The sequence below is a fragment of the Occultella gossypii genome (assembly GCF_019947135.1).
Classification (GTDB): Bacteria; Actinomycetota; Actinomycetes; order Actinomycetales; family Beutenbergiaceae; genus Occultella; species Occultella gossypii.
In genome coordinates this window covers 1-18964 of sequence record NZ_JAGSHT010000015.1, presented here as the reverse complement: position 1 = coordinate 18964, position 18964 = coordinate 1, and the positions used below count along the sequence as shown (strand labels likewise).

Here is an 18964-nt window from a genome sequence, read left to right as displayed (position 1 = left end):
CGGACCAGGCACGGTGCGTGTTCGCCCCGGTCTCGCCCGGTTCTCTCGCTCCAGGCAGGCTAGGGCAGATGGCCGGTGGCCGCGCGGTGTGGCGCCGCGCGGCACCGGCTCACCGGGTCCGGAACTGTGCCGTCACCGGGCACTCGAACGGGTCCATCCGGCCCAGTCCGACGTCATTGAGGTAGCGCACCACGATCCGGTACGACCCGAGCAGGGTGGTTTCGGTGTAGGTGATCCCCCGCGCCGCGCAGTACGCGCGGACCATCGGCTTCGCGCGGCGCAGACTCGGGCGCGGCATGCTCGGGAACAGGTGGTGCTCGATCTGGTGGTTCAGCCCGCCCATCGCCACGTCCACCACGCGCGAGCCGGAGATGTTGCGGGACATGAGCACCTGTCGGCGCAGGAAGTCGATGCGGACGTCCGCCGGGACGAGGGGCATCCCCTTGTGGTTCGGCGCGAACGTGGCACCCATGTAGAAGCCGAACACGGCGAGCTGGACGCCCACGAACGCCACTCCCATGCCGACCGGCAGGACCCAGAACACGGCGGTCAGGTAGCCGACGATCCGCACCAGCAGGAACGTGATCTCCACGGCCCGGTGCTTGACCGGCTCGCGTCCGAACACGGTACGGATCGCGGTCACGTGCAGGGCCAGACCCTCCAGGGTGATCAACGGGAAGAACAGCCAGCCCTGCCGGCGAACGAACCACGCGGCGAAGCCACGGCGGGTCGGAACGTCCTCGGGGATGAACACCAGCGCGCCGGTCCCGATGTCCGGATCGGCACCGATCTGGTTCGGCTTCGCATGGTGGCGCGAGTGCTTGCGCTGCCACCAGCCGTGGCTCAGCCCGACGAACAGGTCCGAGATCACCAGCGCCGCCCAGTCGTTCGCCCGACCGGACGTGAAGATCTGCCGGTGCGCGGCATCGTGGGAGAGGTAGGCGGTCTGGGTCAGCAGCACCCCGAGCCCGACGGCGAGAGCGAGCTGCCACCAGGACGCACCGATGGTCACGAACGCCCACCCGGTCACCACGTACGCCGCCAGCAGTCCGGACATCTTCGCGGCGTAGTAGAGCGGCCGACGGCGCAACAGGCCCGCCTCCCGGACCTGGCGGGCCAGCTCGTGGTAGTCGCTGGTCGGTCGGGCATGTGGGCGGGAGGGCGCGGCGACTGTCATGTGTGTCCGTTCTGAGGTCTGGGCGCATGGCCGGGAAGGGGTGTGTCTCCAGCCTCTGCGGAGATCCGACGCCGGGCGATCAGGGCGGCACCCGAACCGAGGTAGGGGTAGCCCCATTGCCGCCCCGGCGGCGAGCCGGCGGATGCCCGCCGCCAGGCATCGGCCGTTAGGCTCGCGAACATGCTCGAACCTGCGCCCGTGCGCCTGCCCGATCCGGCGATCGCCGACGTGGTCGCCCTGACCCGCGCGATCTGTGACATCCCCAGCGTCAGCGGCGACGAACGTGCCCTCGCCGATGCGGTGGAGGCACTGCTCAGATCGGCCCCGCACCTGGAGGTGCTGCGCGACGGCGACACGGTGTTGGCGCGGACCCGGCTCGGCCGGGCACAACGGGTGGTGATCGCCGGACACCTGGACACCGTGCCGATCCAGGGCAACCTGCCGACCCAGCTGCGCACCGCGCCCGACGGTGGACCGTTGCTCTGGGGGCGCGGCACGGTCGACATGAAGGGCGGGGTCGCCGTCGCGCTGTACCTGGCCATGACACTGCCCGAGCCGGGCAAGGACGTCACCTGGGTGTTCTACGACCACGAGGAGGTCGAGGCGGACCTGAACGGCCTGGGCCGCGTGGTCCGCACCCATCCGGAGTGGCTCGCCGCGGACTTCGCGGTGCTCGGGGAACCCACCGCCGGGGGGATCGAGGGTGGCTGCAACGGCACCCTCCGGGCCGACATCCGGACCCACGGCACCACCGCGCACTCGGCCCGGGCCTGGAAGGGGCACAACGCCATCCACGACGCGGCCGAGGTGCTGCACCGGCTCGCCCGGTACACCCCTGCCGAGGTGGACGTGGACGGGCTGGTGTACCGGGAAGGGCTGAACGCGGTGGCGATCAGCGGCGGCATCGCAGGCAACATGATCCCGGACGAGTGTGTGGTGACCGTGAACTACCGGTTTGCGCCGTCGGCCACCCCGGAGCAGGCATTCGCGCACGTGCAGGAGGTGTTCGACTCGTTCGATGTCACCCTCGTCGACGCCGCAGCGGGCGCCCGGCCGGGGCTGAACCACCCGGCCGCCGTCGACTTCCTGCAGGCGGTCACTGCCGTGACCGGCGGCGTGGCCGGGCCGAAGTACGGCTGGACGGACGTGGCCCGGTTCACCGAACTCGGGATCCCTGCCGTGAACTTCGGCCCCGGCGATCCGATGCTCGCCCACGCCGATGACGAACAGGTGGCCGTCGACGAGATCAGCACCTGCACGCGGGCACTCGCGGCGTGGTTGAGTACACCGGTGACGTCGGGTCACGACGACGCCCAAGACGGAATGGAACGCCGATGAGCACCACGAACAACCGCGGGAACTACCGGAAGGGCCCGGTGCGGCTGCGGGGCAAGCTGATCCCGGAGAAGACCACCGACGAGAGGCTGCTCGAACCAGCCGAGGGCGCCGACTGGCTGCACCTGGACCCGTGGCGGGTGATGCGCATCCAGGCCGAGTTCGTGGAGGGCTTCGGCGCCCTCGCCGAGCTCGGACCCGCGATCAGCGTGTTCGGATCGGCCCGGTTCAAGCCCGAGGACCCGGAGTACGCGCTCGCCGGCGAGGTGGCCGGCCACATCGTCGAGGCCGGGTACGCGGTGATCACCGGCGGTGGCCCCGGCGTGATGGAGGGTGCGAACAAGGGCGCCCACGAGGCCGGTGGCACGTCGGTGGGCCTCGGCATCGAGCTGCCGTTCGAGCAGGGCATGAACGAGTACGTGGACCTCGGGGTGAACTTCCGCTACTTCTTCGCCCGCAAGACCATGTTCGTGAAGTACGCCGAGGGCTTCATCGTGCTCCCGGGTGGCTTCGGCACCCTCGACGAGCTCTTCGAGGCGCTGACCCTCGTGCAGACGACCAAGGTCAAGCGGTTCCCGATCGTCCTCATCGGCACGGCGTTCTGGGCCGGCCTGATCGACTGGCTCAAGGACACGCTGGTGGACCGAGGCACGATCTCCTCGCACGATCTGGACCTGATGCACATCACCGACGACCCGCGCGAGGCCGTCGAGATCGTGCTGAACGCCAATCGGAGCCGCCGCCGCGAGGAGCTCGCCGCGGCCCAGGCGGCGGCGTCCCGCGCCGGCGCCGTGGGGCCGGAATGAGGACCGCCGCGAGGTGCTCGTCCGGTCATGGCTGACGCATGAGCTGGGTGACGTGGGTCACCGGCGTGTTCGCGCTGGTGATCGTCGCCGTGCTCGTCGTCACCTGGCTCGTCTCCACCGGGCGGATCGGGGGTGCGGCAGAGCCGACGCCACGAACTGGCATAGAATGGGCCCAGCAGAGCACCACTCCGGGGACGTCGGCAGACAACGTTGCCTCGAACCGTGAGGGCGCACCACCCGATGACAGCAGGGAGTTTGCCCATGGCCGCCATGAAGCCCAGGACCGGTGACGGACCGCTCGAGGTCACCAAGGAGGGTCGGGGCATCATCATGCGCGTTCCGCTTGAGGGCGGAGGTCGGCTCGTCGTCGAGCTGAACGCCACCGAGGCGAGCGAGCTCAGCGCCGCGCTGAGCGCCGTCGCCGGCTGACGCACCCGATGGCGCAGGCGAGTCCCGAGCTCGACGTCCGCCCGGGGCCGCTGAGCCGGGAACTGCTCGCCGAGTTCGGTCCCTCGGCGGTGCTCGCGCTGCCGATCGCTCCGGCCCGGCCGGACGACGGCGAATTGCAGCCCCGCGCAGGCGTCGCCGACGCCGCGGCGGCGTACGAGGTCGACCTGTACGACCTCGCCGCCCGGTCCGGTTCCACCGGAGCCGCGGGCGAGGCGGTCAGCGTGACCTTGCCGGTGCTCACGGGTGCGCCGTCGCCCTGGCAGGGACTGCCCGGCCGGATCGTGTTCGTCGGTGTGGGCGACGAGTCCGCCGTCGCCATGCGCCGAGCCGGCGCCGCTGCCGCGCGGATCACCGTGGGGACGCAGGCCCTGGTCACCTCGCTGGCCGCGGACGGCGTCGACGACCAGGTCCGGCCGCTCGTGGAGGGAGTCCTGCTCGCCTCCTACCGGCCGCCCTGGACGGGGACCGGGACCGGGCCGAGCGCACCGGTGAACCGGGTCACGCTCGTCGGCGACGCCGATCCGGACGCGGTGGCGCAGGCGCAGATCGCCGCGGGTACCACCCTGCTCACCCGCACCCTTGCGGCGACCCCCTCGAACGTGAAGAACCCGCAGTGGCTCGCCGACCAGGTCCGCACGCGCGCCCGCGGCACCCGGTCGGTCAAGGTCACCGTGCGCACCGAGGCCTGGCTGGCCAAGCACGGCCTGAACGGGATCCTCGCCGTCGGGCGCGGCTCGGCCACCCCGCCTCGCCTGGTCACCGTGGACCACAACCCCGCCGGCGCGACCGGCGACCCGGTGGTCATCGTCGGCAAGGGCATCAGTTTCGACTCCGGCGGCATCTCCATCAAGCCGCGGGATGCGATGATCGCGATGAAGACGGACATGGCTGGTGCCGCGGCCGTGCTCGGTGCGGTGCTCGGCGCCGCCCGGGCCGAGCTGCCGATCCGCGTGATCGGTGTCCTGCCACTCGCGGAGAACGCGTTCTCCGGTGACTCCTACCGGCCCGGTGACGTGCTCCGCATGGTGGACGGCACCACGGTCGAGATCGGGAACACCGACGCCGAGGGGCGGATGGTGCTCGCGGACGCGATGGCGTGGGCCAGGCGGGAGTACGAGCCGAGGGTGCTCGTGGACATCGCCACCCTGACCGGCGCCGCCAGCCTCGGCCTGGGCAAGCGGCACGGTGCGCTCTACGCCACCCGCGACGACCTGCGCGACGCACTCGTGGCCGCCGGCGACCGAGCCGGTGAGGCGCTCTGGCCGATGCCGCTCGTGGAGGAGTACCGGCACGCGCTCGACTCGGCGATCGCGGACCTGTCCCACATCGGTACCGACCCGCACACCTCCGGAGGGTCGATCACGGCGGCGCTGTTCCTGCAGCACTTCGTCGGGGACACCCCCTGGGCGCACCTCGACATCGCCGGTCCGGCGCGTTCGGCGAAGACCGAGCACGAGATCAGTGAGGGTGCCACCGGGTTCGGCGCCCGCGTGCTGTTCGCCTGGCTGCAGTCCTTGTCCTGATTGCGCTTGTCCTCGACGCCGCCAGACGCGTGACGCCTCGCCTCAGCGTTTGACGGCCACCAGGAGCCCATCGCCGCTGGGCAGCAGCGCCGGGATCAGCCGTTCGTCCTCGCGGAGGCGGCGGCCCAGTTCCCGCATCGCCACGGTCGCCTCGTCCCGGCGGGCCGGGTCGGCCACGCGGTCGTGCCAGAGCGCGTCGGTGACGGCCAGGGAGCCACCGCTACGCAGCATCCGCACGGCCTGGTCGGCGTAGTCGCCGGCCTCGGACGGCTCGGCGTCGATGAACACCAGGTCGTAGGCGGCGTCCGCCAGCCGCGGCAGCACGTCAAGGGCCCGCCCGGAGATCGGTCGGGTGCGGGTCGCGCGGATCCCGGCCGCGGCGAAGGCCTCCTTGGCGGCGCGCTGGTGCTCGACCTCGACGTCGATCGTGGTCAGCACGCCCTCGGGGTCCATCCCGTCCAGCAGCCACAGGCCGGACACGCCCGTCCCGGTACCGATCTCGGCGACCGCGCGGGCGTGGGATGCGGCCGCCAGCAGGCGCAGCGCGGCACCGGTTCCCGTGGACACGGCGGCGATGCCGAACTCCTCGGCGCGGGCGCGGGCTTCTGCGGCGGCCTCGGATTCGGTGATGAAGTCTTCGGAGTAGGCCCAGCTCTGGGCCTTGTCGGCAGCGATGGTGGGCCTCCCGGTGGATGCGTGTCTAGGGACTGGATCGTATCGTTACCGCAGACGGGCGGGCGTGTCGCCATCCCGCTGGGACCGAGAGCAGGTTTCTGCGGTCCGGGTCGGCCGTCGAGGTCACCACGCTCGAGCGCGGCAACCGTCTCGGTGCCGGGCGAGGAGGGAGGTCGCTCGTGGCGAGGAACATCGACGCGCTCTGGGACTTCGAGGACCCCACCGGCAGTGCCGACCGGTTCCGGGCCGCGATCGTGCGCGCCGACGGTGCGGAGCGGGACGTGCTGACCACCCAACTCGCTCGCGCCCTCGGCATGGCCGGCCGGTACGACGAGGCGGAGCGTCTCCTCGAGTCACTCGATGCTGCGACCAACGCTGTGGACCGTGGTCCCGAGGTCGTGGTGCGGGTGGCACTCGAACGAGGCCGGCTGCGCCGGAGCGCCGGTCGGCCCGACCCGGAGCCGCTGCGGACGGCAGCCGATCTGGCGGAAGCGGCGGGGCTGGAAGCACTCCGGATCGATGCGCTGCACATGCTGGCGCTGATCGCCGAGACCCCCGAGGCGCAGGTGGCCGCGAACCGGGAGGCCCTCGGCATCGCGCGCACGGCGACCGACCCGCGGGCCCGGCGCTGGGAGGCGAGCCTGCTGAACAACCTCGGCTGCGCGCTGGTCGACGCGGGTGATCCGGGCACCGCGCTGGAGGTGTTCCGGCAGGCGCAGCAGATCCGCCGCGACGCCGGGCAGGCCCGCGAGGAACAGATCGCCCGATGGATGGTCGCGTGGGCGTTGCGCCTCCTCGGCCGCCGGACGCAGGCCCTGGCGATGCAGCGCGCCCTCAAGGAGGACCTGATCGCCGCGGGGATCGATGACGAGGACGTCGACGCCGAGATCGCGCTGCTGACGGATCCGCTGCGTTCCTGACCCGGCCGGAACCTGGCGGCGGCCCCGTTCGTTCTCCCAGGGAGTTCTCAGGTAGCCGAACTAGACTCGACGAATCATGGAGGAGCAGCCGGTGGTGGCCCAGACCGACGTCGCAGAGCTGATCGGTGAGTCGACGGCGCCGGTGGCCAGGGACCTGACGACCACCGGGGCCACCGAGCCACTCTGGGAACCGCCGACGTGGGAACGCGTGGTCCGCGAGAACTCCGACCGGGTCTACCGCCTCGCCTTCCGGCTCACCGGGAACCGGGCCGATGCCGAGGACCTCACCCAGGAGGTCTTCGTGCGGGTGTTCCGCTCGCTGCACTCCTACAAGCCGGGCACGTTCGAGGGCTGGCTGCACCGCATCACCACGAACCTGTTCCTGGACGGTCAGCGGCGCAAGAAGCGGATTCGATTCGACGCGCTCGGCCAGGCCGCCGAGTGGATCCCCGAGGTCGGGGAACGCGGGTCACCCGAGCGCGGCTACGAACACGAGAACCTCGACCTGGACGTCCAGCGCGCGCTCGATGTCCTCAAGCCGCAGTACCGCGCGGCCGTGGTGTTGTGCGATATCGAGGGACTGTCGTACGAGGAGATCGGCGCCACCCTCGGTATCTCGATGGGCACGGTCCGGTCCCGGATCCACCGAGGCCGGGCCCAGTTGCGCAAGGAGTTGGCCCATCGCTCGCCCCAGGCGGTCGCGGCCGCTCACGAGGAGGACCGGTGAGCCATCTCGGACCGCTGATCTCCCCGCTCATCGACGGTCAGCTGCCGGCGGCCAAGGCCGAGCGTGCCATGGCTCACGTGGCCGCCTGCGCGCAGTGCCGCGCCGAGGTCGCCGAGGAACGCTCCTGGCGTTCGGCGGCCCGGTCCGCCGGCGATGCTCGCCCGAGTGAGGACCTGACCGCCCGTCTGCTCGCCCTGCAGATCCCCGGCCAGAGTCCCGGCCCGGTCGGGCCCAAGCTCGACGCCCCGACCCTCGCAGCGCCGGCACGGCGGTCCACCGGCACTTCCCATCCGCTCCGGACCAGGGTGCTGACGGGTGCCGTCGCTTCGCTCGGGGTGTTCGCCCTCGCCCTGTTCGTGCTCGGGGAGCAGCCGCGCCGGGTCGATGACCTCGCCCCGCTCATGGACGCCGGTGGCGCCCTGTCCGGCGCCACGAACTCCCTCGCACCGGCCGCCGCCCAGGCGGACGACGATCGGTCCCGCACCGACTGGATCATCGAGTCGGGCTGGGCGGCTCCCGACGAACTCCCCGCGGGCATGGTCATCCAGGCCGTCGGCCTGTTGCCGCCGGCACCCGAGACCGGCGAGATCCTGCAGGTCACCATCGGCATGCCCGGGTCGAGCCAGCAGGTCATGGTCCTGGAACAGCACGGGGTGCTCGACCCGGCGATGCTTGCACCGCTGGAGCCGACCCGGATCGGCGAGCACACCGTCTACCTCGTCTCCGGCGAGTGGTGGGTCGTCCAGTGCGATGACTCCGTCGTCGTCGTCAGTTCCGGCACCGACCCGGGCGCCGCGCACGAGTTCATCGAGCAACTGCCGGCCGGCGGCGGCACCGTCGTCGACCGGGTGACCACGACCCTGTCCGACCTGATCCCGGCGTTCTGACCGGCGCGTGCTGACCGCGGTGGGCGACGTGCGTGGATGCACCCTGCGGCGGCGGGGTCCCGACCGGGCTCCGGGCACGTCACAATGGACCCCATGACCACATCCGAGGAGGGGACCGGCGCCCCGGGTGAGCCCCGCCCGCGCCCGGCGGCGGACGTCGCATGGGCACCGACCTCGGGCGCCCAGCCACCCCCACCCGCGGCGGGCCCGGGCTCGGGGATCCCACACACCCCACCCGCGTCGACGCCGACAGCGGCGTGGTCGTCGCCCAACCAGGCCGGCTACGCCGTGCCCGGCCGCCGCTCGGAGCCGAGCCCGCAGGCCGCAGCCGGGCACCCGCCGTCGGGCTTCGTGCAGCACGGCCAGCAGACCAACGGCACCCAGCACACCAACGAGACCCTGCCGGGCTTCGCGCAGCACACCACCGGCTCGGGTCCCGGACCGCTCGGCCCCCACCAGGCGGGCCCACCGCCTGCGGACACCGCCGCCCGGCCCCGACCCCGGCGACGGGGCGTCCCGGCGGGCGTGGTCGCGCTCCTGATGGCCCTGTGCCTGCTTCTGGGGGTCCTCGGCGGGATCATCGGCGGGCGAGCGCTGTTCCCGGACCGTTCGACGGGCTCGGGGATGCCGACGTCGGACGTCACCACGGGTTCCGGCGGGTCGGCCGGCGGCGCTATGAACCCGGACTCGGTGGCCGGCATCGCCGCCGGGGTCCTGCCCAGCACCGTCTACATCGAGGTGCGCACCGGCGCGGGCGGGAGCACCGGCAGCGGGTTCGTGCTCCGCGAGGACGGTTACGTGGTCACCAACGCGCACGTGATCGCCGCCGCGAACAACGGCGCCGGCCAGGTCATCGTCGTCTTCCCGGACGGATCGCAGGAAGAGGCCGAGGTCATCGGATCCACGTCCGACTACGACCTCGCCGTGCTGCGGGTGGACCGCGATGACCTGACCCCGCTCGTGCTCGGGGACTCCGACGCCGTCGTGGTCGGTGAGCCCGTCGTCGCGATCGGTGCCCCGCTCGGCCTGGAGGGCACGGTCACGGCCGGCATCGTGAGTGCCCTGGACCGCCCGGTCAGCGTGACCGGCGGCACCGACCGCAGCTTCATCAACGCGATCCAGACCGATGCCGCGATCAACCCCGGCAACTCCGGTGGGCCGCTCGTGAACGCCGCCGGTGAGGTGATCGGCGTGAACACGGCGATCGCGACGGACGAGCAGGCCGGTGCGATCGGCCTCGGGTTCGCGATCCCGAGCGTGCAGGTGCGCCGCACCGCCGAGCAGATCATCGAGACCGGGCGAGCCACCTACCCGATCATCGGGGCCACGCTCACCGGGGACTACACCGGCGAGGGCGTGCAGGTCGTGCCCGCCGACGAGGCCGACGGGGTGGACCCGGTCACGCCGGACGGCCCAGCCGATGAGGCCGGGCTCCAGGCCGGCGACGTGATCGTCGCCATCGACGGCGAGCCGGTGACGACCGCCGATGAGCTCATCGTGAAGATCCGGTCCCACGCCCCGGGGGACGTCATCACCCTGACGCTCCTGGAGGACGGCGGGGAGCGGGAGATCGAGGTCACCCTCGGCGAACGGGAGAGTGAGTAGTGACAGGTAGCATGGGCTCGTGAATCTCAACGCTGAGGAGATCCTCATCCTCATCGTCATCGCTGCGGTCGTCATCGGCCCCGAGCGACTGCCGACCTATGCCGAACAGCTGGGCCGTCTCGTGCGCCAGCTGAAGCAGATGGCGACCGGTGCCACCCAGATGGTCAAGGAAGAGCTCGGCCCGGAGATGGGCGACATCGACCTGGCCAAGCTCGACCCGCGCAAGTACGACCCCCGCCGGATCGTGCGCGAGGCACTGCTCGACGACACCCCGTTCTCGAGCAAGTCGGCCAAGCCGAAGCCGGCCCGAACCACGGCCGCGACCGCCGCCGGCACGGTGGCGGCGGCGGCGGGCACGGCGGTGGCCACGGCCTCGGGTGTGGCGACGGCCTCGGGTTCCGAGGTGGTCACCGACGACGCCCTGGTCGGTGCGGCGATGTTGGCGGCGCCGTTCGACGACGAGGCCACCTGACCTTCCCCGGCCCGCTGAGCGGGCGGACCGGCCCAGACCTGGACCGGGCTGTCAGCCGATCGGCGAGATAGCCAGTTTGCGGCCGGCCAGGCCGCGGGAGCGATGCCCGAGGGTGCGCGCGATGTCGCGCAGCACGTCCGCGGCGGGGGAGTCGGTCGCGGTGCCCACCGTGGGCTCACCGCTGTCCCCGCCCTCACGCAGGGCCACCTCGAGCGGGATCTGACCGAGCAACGGCACGTCGGTCCCGAGCATCTTGCCGAGCTCCTCGGCGACGCGCCGCCCTCCGCCGGCCCCGAAGATCTCCAGGCGGGAGCCGTCGCTCTGCTCCAGCCAGGACATGTTCTCGATCACGCCGACCACCTTCTGCGAGGTGGCCTGCGCCATCGAGCCCGCCCGCTCGGCGACCTCGGCGGCCGCGAGCTGCGGGGTGGTGACCACGAGCAGCTCCGCGTTCGGCAGCAGCTGGGCCACCGAGATGGCGATGTCACCGGTACCCGGCGGTAGGTCCAGCAGCAGCACGTCCAGGTCGCCCCAGAACACGTCCGCGAGGAACTGCTGCAGGGCTCGGTGCAGCATCGGTCCACGCCACACCACCGGTCGGCCGGGCTGGGTGAACATGCCGATCGAGATGACCTTCACGTCCCCGGCGACCGGGGGCAGGATCATGTCGTCGACCTTCGTGGGAGAGTGCTCGACGCCGAGCATCCGGGGGATCGAGAAGCCGTACACGTCGGCGTCCAGGACGCCCACCTTGAGGCCGTCGGCGGCCATCGCCGCGGCCAGGTTCGCGGTCACCGTGGACTTGCCGACGCCGCCCTTGCCGGAGGCGACGGCGTACACCCGGGTGAGGTTGTCCGGCTGGGAGAACGGGATGACCGGCTCCGCGACGCCGCCGCGCAGCTTCATGCGCAGGGCGGTGCGTTCGTCGTCGGTCATCACGGTCATGTCCACGACCACACGGGCCACGCCCCCGACCTTCTCGACGGCGGCGGTGACGTCGGAGATGATCGTGTCCCGCAGCGGGCAGCCCGAGGTGGTCAGGGCTATACCGACGGTCACCACCGCGCCGTCCCCGCCTGCGTCGATCTGGACGCCGCGGACCATGTCCAGGTCCGTGATCGGCCGGCGGATCTCGGGGTCCAGGACCGTCTTCAGTGCCTCGTGGACACGTTCCTCGGTAGGTGCCGCGGCGGCATGGGAGCTGGCGGACGGGGCCGGGGAAGGTGACGCTGACATGCTTCGAGTCTAAGCCCGCCCCACGCGTCCCCGGCCCGGCCCGCGAGCAGGTGTGAGCGGCCTCTCAGCCCTTCTCCTCGGCCGTCTCATCGACCCGCTCCGCCTGGAGGTCCTCCAGCAGCGAGCGCAGCTCGCCACGGACGAAGTCCCGGGTGGCCACGTCGTTCAGGGCCATCCGCAGGGCGGCCATCTCCCGCGCCAGGTACTCGGTGTCGGCGAGGTTGCGCTCGGCGCGGCGCCGGTCCTGCTCGGCCGAGACCCGGTCCCGGTCCGTCTGTCGGTCCTGCGCGAGCAGGATCAGTGGGGCCGAGTAGGAGGCCTGCAGCGACAGCATCAGGGTGAGCAGCGTGAAGTTCAGGGCGCGGGGGTCGAACTGCAGGTGCTCCGGGGCCAGGGTGTTCCAGGCCAGCCACGCGAAACAGAAGACCGTCATGTACAGCAGGAACCGGGGCGTCCCCATGAACATGGCGATCGCCTCGGCCACCTTCCCGAAGGTGTCCTTGTCCCGTTCGCCGCGGCGGGGCAGCCAGCGGCGCCGGGCGGACAGCGGGGTGTCCAGGCCGTCGTCGTCAGCCATGCGCATTCCCCATCGCCCGGTCGGTCACGTCATCGTCGGCGTCGCGCCAGTCCTCGGGGAGCAGGTGGTCGAGCACGTCGTCGACGCTCACCGCCCCGAGGAGCCGCCGTTCGTCGTCGACCACGGGTAACGCCGTCAGGTTGTAGGTCGCCAGCAGCCGGGTCAGCCGACCGATACCGGCATCGGGGCTCACCGGCTCGATGTCCTTGTCCAGGAACGTCCCGATCGCTTCGTGCGGGGGCTCGCGCAGCATCCGCTGCAGGTGTGCGACACCGAGCAGCCGCCCGGTCGGGGTCTCCAGCGGCGGCCGGACCACGAACACCATCGCGGCCAGCGACGGGGTGATGTCCTCGCGGCGGGCGTGCGCGAGGGCCGTTGCGACGGTGGCCTCCGGCGGCAGGATGATCGGTTCCGTGGTCATCAGGCCACCGGCGCTGTGGTCGGCGTAGACGAGCAGGCGTCGCACGTCCTCGGCCTCCTCCGGCTCCATCAGCTCCAGGAGTTCGGAGGCCCGGTGGGTGGGCAGTTCGGAGATGAGGTCGGCGGCGTCGTCAGGCTGCATCGCATCGAGCACGTCCGCGGCCCGGTCCGCGGTCAGGGCGGACACGATGGACACCCGGTCGTCTTCGCCGAGCTCCTCCAGGACATCGGCCAGGCGTTCGTCGGGGAGCGCCGAGGCGACCTCCAGCCGGCGCCGGTCCGGCAGGTCGTGGAGCACGTCCGCGAGGTCCGCGGGCTTGAGGTCCTCCATGGTGGCCAGGAGCGCACCGGCGCCCTGCTGTTCCTCCGTCGGGGCGAGCCGCTGCACGTCCCCGACGTCGATCACCATGGACTCGCCGCGTCGGAACAGGCCTCCCTTGGAAGGGGTCCGACGGCGGACGAACAGTTTCGTGATGAGCCAGTCCCGGTTGCGCTGCTGCTCGATGGCCGCGTCCTCGATGGCCACGTCACCGGAGCCGTCGAGCATTGCGACGTGCCGGTCGAAGAGCTGGCTGACCACCAGGGTCTCGGCCGCCCGCTGCTCGAACCGCCGGATGTTCACCAGACCTGTCGTGATCACGGCGCCCGGGTTGATCGAGGTGACGCGCGAGAGCGGCAGGAACACCCGCCGTCGGCCCGGGACCTCCACCACCAGGCCGACCGCACGGGGCGGCAGCTTGACGCGGAGCAGGACGACGACGTCATGCACACGCCCGACCCGGTCGCCGAGCGGGTCGAAGACCCCGGTGCCGGCCAGGCGGGCCACGAAGACCCGGCTCGTCGCAGTACTCACGGCGGTCAGCCTATGCCAGCGGACCGCGTGCGGCCCGAGGTGACAGCCGCGACGCGGTCAGGGGACAATGGCCCGTATGCCACCCATGGGAACGCCGACCGACCCGCGCGGGGGAGCCCAGCCGCGCGGCGACGAGATCGCCAGTTACGACACCTATCTCGAGGCCCAGCGAGCCGTCGACTTCCTCGCGGACAAGGAGTTCGAGGTCAAGGCCGTGACCATCGTCGGCACCGACCTGAAGATGGTCGAGCGGATCACCGGCCGGCGCACCTATCCCTCGGCGGCGCTGCAAGGGGCCGCCTCCGGTGCCTACTTCGGTCTGTTCGTTGGCCTGCTGCTCTCCCTCTTCGGCGGTGGCTCGCTGCTCACCACCATCGTGCCGGCGCTGCTCATCGGTGCCGGCTTCGGGATGCTGTTCGCTGTGGTGTCCTACGCCTTCACCGGCGGGCGCCGCGACTTCACGTCGTCCTCGCAGGTGGTGGCCAGCAAGTTCGCCGTCCTCTGCCTCACCGAGAGCGCCCACAGGGCGCGCGCCCTCCTCGCGGAGCTGCCACCCCAGCAGGACCCGCTCGCCCGTTGATCGGGCGCGCGCCGCCCAGTTAGTCACCTAGCCGTCGAGTAAGTCATGAACAACCGGCTACCTCGACGGCTACCCGACTACCTCGACGGCAGCATCCGCGCCCGGGCCGCGTCTCAGCCGGTATCCGCCACGTGCTCGGCGACCAGGAAGCCGTCCTCGGCGAACACCTCGACGAACGTCTCCTCGGGGAACTTCGACGTCGCGTAGTCGACCACGTCGGACGGCGGGCTCCCGCCGTAGATCCCGGAGGACTGGTTGACCACCACGTAGTCGGGGACCGGGTTGCCCTCGTTGCCCACCCAGTAGACCTCGGTGCGCGGCGCGAGGTAGGCCATCATCGTGATGTCGGTGTCGACCACCGCACCGTCCGGGATCAACGCGAGCACCTGCCGGGCCGCCGCGTCCTGGTGGGATGGCGCGTACGTCTCCGGGTCGGTCAGCCGCCACAGCGGGAACCACACGGTGACCACGAGCGCCAGCACGAGGGCGCCGATGCCGATCGGCGCCGCGAACCGCCGAGCGCCGCGCACCGTGACGAACGTGTCCACCACCGCGAGGAACACGACCGGCATGAGCACGGCCGAGTAGTGCCAGTCGGTGCTCCAGTGGAACGGCACGTCCGACGTGAGCCGCCAGGCGAACGTGGGCAGGGTGATCAGGGCCAGCGGCGAGCGCAGCGCGAGGAATCCGGTGATCCCGAACACCAGCAGCACCAGGGCGGCCTTGTTGCCCACCCCGGTGAACAGCCCGTTCAGGGCCGCCCCGGGGTCGGTGACCAGCAGCGAGACGATCGAGTCGTCCGCGTAGTCCCATACGCCGTCGGGGTTGAGGGCGGGCAGGATCACCTTGGTGGTGATCACGAATGCGGCCACGCCGCCCACGGCGAGGGCGGCGCCCAGGCGTCGGGCACCGCGGATCACGATGACCACGCCGATCGCGGCCACGGTGAGCCCGAGATCCTCCTTGACCAGCAGCAGCGGCAGCGCCCACAGCGCCGCGGCCCGGTGATCGCGGCGCACCAGCGCGGCCAGGGACAGCGCCAGGAGCGGCAGGGCCAGGGCCACCTCGTGGAACTGCGAGGCGACGGCGGACTGCAACCCCCAGGACAACCCGTAGGCGAGCCCGAGGCAGGCGCCGGGCAGACGCCCGAGGTGCCGGACCGCGCAACCGGTCACGACCGCCGTCGAGAGCCCGATCAGGACCGCCTGCAGCACGAGCAGCGTCAGTCCGGAACCGAACGCCGCGTACACCGGAGCCAGGATCACGAGCAACGGGTGGAAGTGATCGCCGAGGATCATGAAGCCCTCGCCCTTGATCGGCACCACCGGCGCCCGCCACTGCGAGTACGCACGCAGGATCTGAGTGAAGATGCCCAGGTCCCACGACGGCACCTGGAACCGCGCCCACTGTCGCCACGAGAACAGGGTGTAGAGGGCAGTCGTGAAGAGCCCGACGGCGGTGGCCGCCACGAGTACGTGCGCTCGCTCGGGTGGTCGGTACCCGGCGGCGTCCGTGCGGTGGGTCGGGCGCTGCGCGGCCCCGGTGACGGCGGAGCTCACCGGGCCAGGGACGCCATCCAGGCCTCGACGTCCTCGGGACGCCGGGGCAGGGCGGCGGAGAGGTTCTCCACGCCGTCAGCGGTGACCAGCACGTCGTCCTCGATCCGCACTCCGATGCCTCGGTAGGCCTCGGGGACGGCGAGGTCGTCGGCCTTGAAGTACAGACCCGGCTCGATCGTGAACACCATGCCAGGCACGAGCTCGGCGTCGAGGTACATCTCCCGGCGGGCCTGCGCGCAGTCGTGCACGTCCAGGCCGAGGTGGTGGCTGGTGCCGTGCGGCATCCACCGGCGGTGCTGCTGCCCCTCGGGGGTGATCGCGACGGAGGCCTCGACCGGGAGCAGTCCCCACTGCTCGAGCCGCTCGGCGAGCACCTCCAGGGCCGCGGTGTGCAGGTCCCGGAACTTCAGGCCCGGGCGGGCGACGGCGAACGCGGCGTCGGCCGCGTCCAGGACCGCGGTGTAGATCGTGCGCTGGATGTCGGTGAACGTGCCGTCCACGGGCAGGGTGCGGGTGATGTCCGCGGTGTACAGCGAGTCCACCTCCACCCCGGCGTCGACGAGCACCAGCTCGCCGGCACGCACGGCGCCGTCGTTGCGGATCCAGTGCAGCGTGGTGGCGTGGTCCCCGGCGGCGGCGATGGTGTCGTACCCGATGCCGTTGCCCTCCTCGCGGGCCTTCGCCCCGAAGACGCCCTCGATGACGCGCTCGCCGCGCGGGTGCGCCACCGCGGTGGGCAGCGACCGGACGATGTCCGCGAAGCCCTCGGCGGACGCGGCCACGGCCGCGCGCAGCTGCTCGACCTCCCACTCGTCCTTGATCAGCCGCAGTTCGGAAAGCGCTTCGGCCAGGGCGGCGTCGGCCTCCTCGGCGGACTCGCCCCGGATCCTCTCGACGAGCGCCTCGACCGCGGTGTCGGAGCCGGGCACCACCCGCAGCTGCACCTGGCCGGCGTCCTTGGCGATGGCGTCGGGGAGCTCGTCGATGTGGGCGCAGCGCAGCCCGGTTCGCGTCTCGAGCTCGGCCGGGGTGGGGCGGGCGCCGACCCAGAACTCGCCGTAGCGGGAATCCGCGTAGAACTCCTCGGTGTCTCGGCCGGCCAGCGGCCGGAAGTACAGCACCGCCTCGTGCCCGATCTCCTCGGGGTGCAGCACCAGGACGGCGTCGGGCTCCTCGTCGGTGCCGAGGCCGGTCAGGTGCGCGAACGCCGAGTGCGGGCGGAACCGGTAGTCGGTGTCGTTCGAGCGGACCTTCAGGGGCCCGGCCGGAACCACGAGCCGCTCGCCGGAGAACGCGGCCGAGATCGCGTCCCGGCGGCGGGCGGCGTGATCGGCCACCGGCTCCCTGGTCACGTCCGGCTCGGTGCGCGGGGCCCAGTCGGCGCCCACGAACTCGCGGAACGCCTGGGACTGGGGCCGCTGGGAACGGTTCGAACCCCGCTCGGCGAGCTCCTGCTCGCTGGTCTCGGGGATGGACTCGGAGGTCGGCTCGGACGTCATGTGCTCATCGTCTCACTGTCGCCGCCCGGCGCGCGTCTCACGTGCTGGGATCCAGGCCCTCGTCTGCCCTAGTCTGGGGCCTCATGCGCATCGATCTGCACACGCATTCACGCGTGTCCGACGGCACCGACGCGCCGGCCCTGCTGATGCGCGATGCCGCGGTGGCCGGCTTGGACGTGGTGGCCCTCACCGACCACGACACGACCGCCGGCTGGGCGGAGGCCGCGGCCGAGGTCCCCGCGACGGGGGTGGCGCTGGTGCGTGGTACGGAGATCTCCGCGCGCGCCGGCCGGATGAGTGTGCACCTGCTCAGCTACCTGCACGACCCCGACGACGAGGCGCTCGCGGGGGAGCTGCAGGCCTCCCGTGGCTCCCGTGACAGCCGCGCCCGGGACATGGTCACCCTGCTCGCCGGCGACTACGACCTGACCTGGGCGGACGTGCAGGCGCAGGCGCAGCCGGGTACCACGATCGGGCGCCCGCACATCGCCGACGCCCTGGTGGCCAAGGGGTATCTGACCGACCGGTCCGCGGCGTTCGACGAGGTCCTGTCACCGGCCGGGCCGTACTACGTCCGGTATCACGCGCCCGACGCCGTCGCCGCGGTCAGGCTCGTCCGTGCCGCCGGTGGGGTGCCCGTCTTCGCGCACCCGCGTGCCGTGCTGCGGGGTCGCGTGGTCGGCGACGAGGCGATCCGGGAGATGGTCGAGGCCGGGCTCGCCGGTCTTGAGGTGCACCACCGTGACCACACGCCGGCCGCCGTCGCCGAACTGCTGGCGCTGGCGGACGAGCTCGGCCTGTTCGTGACCGGCTCGAGCGACTACCACGGTGCGGGCAAGCCGAACCGGCTGGGCGAGAACACGACCACGGCCGACGTCCTGGCCCGGATCGAGGAGCAGGGCCGGCTCCGGGTGGTCAGGCCGTGAACGGCTTGCTGGACGGCACGCTCTTCCTGACCACGTTCCTGACCCTGTTCGTGATCATGGACCCGCCCGGCACGGTGCCGGTGTTCCTCGCCCTCACCTCCACGATGACCGCGAAGCAGCGAGCCCGGGCGGCCCGCCAGGCGGTGCTCGTGGCGTTCGGCGTGATCCTGGCGTTCGTGCTGTTCGGTCAGGGCATCCTGAACTTCCTGCACATCTCGGTGCCCGCCCTGCAGGCCTCGGGCGGGTTGTTGCTGCTCCTGGTCGCGATGGATCTGCTCACCGGCAAGACCGAGGAGCCACAGCCCTCCGGCAAGGTCAACGTGGCCCTGGTCCCGCTGGGCACGCCGCTGCTCGCCGGGCCGGGTGCGATCGTGGCGTCGATGCTGGCCGTGCAGGGTTCCGACGGCAGCGTGCAGGACTGGGTCGCGATCCTGCTCGCGATCCTGGCGGTGCACCTGAGCCTGTTCCTGGCGATGCGGTTCGCGGGGCTCATCCACCGCGTCCTCGGTGACGGCGGCACCATCCTGGTCACCCGGATCGCCGGACTGCTGCTCGCGGCGATCGCCGTGCAACTCATCGCGGACGCCATCCAGGCGTTCATCGAGGCCGCCTGAGACCCCCGACCGGGGACTCGCCGGGCCGGGCCGGGAAACGAAGGAGACGGGGGGGGGGGGGGGGGGGGGGGCGCGCGGCCCGCCCCCGCGCCCCACGGCCGGGGGGGGGGGGGGGAGGCCGGC

19 protein-coding genes are annotated in these 18964 nt (G+C 71.9%); 12 read left to right on the top strand and 7 right to left on the bottom strand.

The window, feature by feature from the left end:
• Positions 1 to 109: 109 nt before the first annotated feature.
• Positions 110 to 1177 carry a fatty acid desaturase family protein gene (locus KCQ71_RS15900; RefSeq protein ID WP_223407637.1) on the bottom strand — a complete coding sequence of 356 codons (1068 nt, stop codon included), beginning with the start codon at positions 1175 to 1177 and terminating at the stop codon, positions 110 to 112.
• Positions 1178 to 1357: 180 nt separating this feature from the next.
• Between KCQ71_RS15900 and dapE the strand changes: the two genes are divergently transcribed.
• From dapE to KCQ71_RS15880, 4 genes are all read left to right on the top strand, one after another.
• Positions 1358 to 2515 (top strand): succinyl-diaminopimelate desuccinylase, encoded by a 1158-nt coding sequence (dapE, locus tag KCQ71_RS15895; RefSeq protein ID WP_223407635.1) that lies wholly within the window; start codon positions 1358 to 1360, stop codon positions 2513 to 2515.
• Positions 2512 to 3318 carry an LOG family protein gene (locus KCQ71_RS15890; protein WP_223407633.1) on the top strand — a complete coding sequence of 269 codons (807 nt, stop codon included), beginning with the start codon at positions 2512 to 2514 and terminating at the stop codon, positions 3316 to 3318. Before dapE ends, KCQ71_RS15890 begins: the two co-directional genes overlap by 4 nt.
• A gap of 261 nt (positions 3319 to 3579) precedes the next feature.
• Positions 3580 to 3747 (top strand): DUF3117 domain-containing protein, encoded by a 168-nt coding sequence (locus KCQ71_RS15885; RefSeq protein WP_223407631.1) that lies wholly within the window; start codon positions 3580 to 3582, stop codon positions 3745 to 3747.
• An 8-nt stretch (positions 3748 to 3755) separates the two neighbouring features.
• The gene (locus KCQ71_RS15880) at positions 3756 to 5291 is read left to right on the top strand and encodes a leucyl aminopeptidase family protein (RefSeq protein ID WP_223407629.1); all 1536 of its coding nucleotides are present in this window, start codon (positions 3756 to 3758) and stop codon (positions 5289 to 5291) included.
• A 42-nt stretch (positions 5292 to 5333) separates the two neighbouring features.
• On the opposite strand, the gene KCQ71_RS15875 is transcribed toward KCQ71_RS15880, so the two are convergent.
• Positions 5334 to 5921: an O-methyltransferase gene (locus KCQ71_RS15875; RefSeq protein WP_443683102.1), complete on the bottom strand. Its 588-nt coding sequence runs from the start codon at positions 5919 to 5921 to the stop codon at positions 5334 to 5336.
• Positions 5922 to 6145: 224 nt separating this feature from the next.
• On the opposite strand from KCQ71_RS15875, the gene KCQ71_RS15870 reads away from it, so the two are divergent.
• The 5 genes from KCQ71_RS15870 (at position 6146) to KCQ71_RS15850 (ending at position 10577) form a co-directional block, all read left to right on the top strand.
• Positions 6146 to 6886 carry a tetratricopeptide repeat protein gene (locus tag KCQ71_RS15870; protein ID WP_223407627.1) on the top strand — a complete coding sequence of 247 codons (741 nt, stop codon included), beginning with the start codon at positions 6146 to 6148 and terminating at the stop codon, positions 6884 to 6886.
• A gap of 76 nt (positions 6887 to 6962) precedes the next feature.
• A complete protein-coding gene (gene sigE / locus KCQ71_RS15865) occupies positions 6963 to 7613 on the top strand; it encodes an RNA polymerase sigma factor SigE (RefSeq protein ID WP_223407625.1) in 651 nt (216 codons plus the stop codon).
• Positions 7610 to 8500 (top strand): anti-sigma factor family protein, encoded by an 891-nt coding sequence (locus KCQ71_RS15860; RefSeq protein ID WP_223407623.1) that lies wholly within the window; start codon positions 7610 to 7612, stop codon positions 8498 to 8500. Before sigE ends, KCQ71_RS15860 begins: the two co-directional genes overlap by 4 nt.
• A 93-nt stretch (positions 8501 to 8593) precedes the next feature.
• Positions 8594 to 10105: a S1C family serine protease gene (locus KCQ71_RS15855; RefSeq protein ID WP_223407621.1), complete on the top strand. Its 1512-nt coding sequence runs from the start codon at positions 8594 to 8596 to the stop codon at positions 10103 to 10105.
• A 19-nt stretch (positions 10106 to 10124) separates the two neighbouring features.
• Positions 10125 to 10577 carry a twin-arginine translocase TatA/TatE family subunit gene (locus tag KCQ71_RS15850; protein WP_223407619.1) on the top strand — a complete coding sequence of 151 codons (453 nt, stop codon included), beginning with the start codon at positions 10125 to 10127 and terminating at the stop codon, positions 10575 to 10577.
• A gap of 51 nt (positions 10578 to 10628) precedes the next feature.
• On the opposite strand, the gene KCQ71_RS15845 is transcribed toward KCQ71_RS15850, so the two are convergent.
• From KCQ71_RS15845 to KCQ71_RS15835, 3 genes are all read right to left on the bottom strand, one after another.
• Entirely contained in the window at positions 10629 to 11813 is a 1185-nt protein-coding gene (locus tag KCQ71_RS15845; RefSeq protein WP_223407617.1) for an Mrp/NBP35 family ATP-binding protein, read from the bottom strand.
• Between the two features lie 64 nt (positions 11814 to 11877).
• Entirely contained in the window at positions 11878 to 12390 is a 513-nt protein-coding gene (locus KCQ71_RS15840) for a DUF1003 domain-containing protein (protein WP_223407615.1), read from the bottom strand.
• A complete protein-coding gene (locus tag KCQ71_RS15835) occupies positions 12383 to 13663 on the bottom strand; it encodes a magnesium transporter MgtE N-terminal domain-containing protein (protein ID WP_223407613.1) in 1281 nt (426 codons plus the stop codon). The genes KCQ71_RS15840 and KCQ71_RS15835 overlap by 8 nt, the downstream gene beginning before the upstream one ends.
• A gap of 85 nt (positions 13664 to 13748) precedes the next feature.
• Here KCQ71_RS15835 and KCQ71_RS15830 point away from each other — a divergent pair, with 85 nt between their 5' ends.
• Positions 13749 to 14243 (top strand): YflT domain-containing protein, encoded by a 495-nt coding sequence (locus KCQ71_RS15830; RefSeq protein ID WP_223407611.1) that lies wholly within the window; start codon positions 13749 to 13751, stop codon positions 14241 to 14243.
• 113 nt (positions 14244 to 14356) lie between these two features.
• On the opposite strand, the gene KCQ71_RS15825 is transcribed toward KCQ71_RS15830, so the two are convergent.
• A complete protein-coding gene (locus KCQ71_RS15825; protein ID WP_223407609.1) occupies positions 14357 to 15802 on the bottom strand; it encodes a DUF2079 domain-containing protein in 1446 nt (481 codons plus the stop codon).
• Entirely contained in the window at positions 15799 to 17301 is a 1503-nt protein-coding gene (locus KCQ71_RS15820; protein ID WP_223407607.1) for an aminopeptidase P family protein, read from the bottom strand. Before KCQ71_RS15820 ends, KCQ71_RS15825 begins: the two co-directional genes overlap by 4 nt.
• 83 nt (positions 17302 to 17384) lie before the next feature.
• Here KCQ71_RS15820 and KCQ71_RS15815 point away from each other — a divergent pair, with 83 nt between their 5' ends.
• Both KCQ71_RS15815 and KCQ71_RS15810 read left to right on the top strand, forming a co-directional pair.
• Positions 17385 to 18227, top strand: a complete 843-nt coding sequence (locus KCQ71_RS15815) for a PHP domain-containing protein (RefSeq protein ID WP_223407605.1) — start codon at positions 17385 to 17387, stop codon at positions 18225 to 18227.
• The gene (locus KCQ71_RS15810) at positions 18224 to 18841 is read left to right on the top strand and encodes a MarC family protein (RefSeq protein WP_223407603.1); all 618 of its coding nucleotides are present in this window, start codon (positions 18224 to 18226) and stop codon (positions 18839 to 18841) included. The genes KCQ71_RS15815 and KCQ71_RS15810 overlap by 4 nt, the downstream gene beginning before the upstream one ends.
• Positions 18842 to 18964 lie beyond the last annotated feature (123 nt).

Bases quoted from the DNA above. Each gene is read 5' to 3' on its own strand.
- sigE (WP_223407625.1), top strand. From the start codon at position 6,963: ATGGAGGAGCAGCCGGTGGTGGCCCAGACCGACGTCGCAGAGCTGATC.
- KCQ71_RS15840 (WP_223407615.1), bottom strand. From the start codon at position 12,390: ATGGCTGACGACGACGGCCTGGACACCCCGCTGTCCGCCCGGCGCCGC.
- KCQ71_RS15855 (WP_223407621.1), top strand. From the start codon at position 8,594: ATGACCACATCCGAGGAGGGGACCGGCGCCCCGGGTGAGCCCCGCCCG.
- KCQ71_RS15885 (WP_223407631.1), top strand. From the start codon at position 3,580: ATGGCCGCCATGAAGCCCAGGACCGGTGACGGACCGCTCGAGGTCACC.
- KCQ71_RS15830 (WP_223407611.1), top strand. From the start codon at position 13,749: ATGGGAACGCCGACCGACCCGCGCGGGGGAGCCCAGCCGCGCGGCGAC.
- KCQ71_RS15815 (WP_223407605.1), top strand. From the start codon at position 17,385: ATGCGCATCGATCTGCACACGCATTCACGCGTGTCCGACGGCACCGAC.
- KCQ71_RS15900 (WP_223407637.1), bottom strand. From the start codon at position 1,177: ATGACAGTCGCCGCGCCCTCCCGCCCACATGCCCGACCGACCAGCGAC.
- dapE (WP_223407635.1), top strand. From the start codon at position 1,358: ATGCTCGAACCTGCGCCCGTGCGCCTGCCCGATCCGGCGATCGCCGAC.
- KCQ71_RS15820 (WP_223407607.1), bottom strand. From the start codon at position 17,301: ATGACGTCCGAGCCGACCTCCGAGTCCATCCCCGAGACCAGCGAGCAG.
- KCQ71_RS15845 (WP_223407617.1), bottom strand. From the start codon at position 11,813: ATGTCAGCGTCACCTTCCCCGGCCCCGTCCGCCAGCTCCCATGCCGCC.
- KCQ71_RS15890 (WP_223407633.1), top strand. From the start codon at position 2,512: ATGAGCACCACGAACAACCGCGGGAACTACCGGAAGGGCCCGGTGCGG.
- KCQ71_RS15880 (WP_223407629.1), top strand. From the start codon at position 3,756: ATGGCGCAGGCGAGTCCCGAGCTCGACGTCCGCCCGGGGCCGCTGAGC.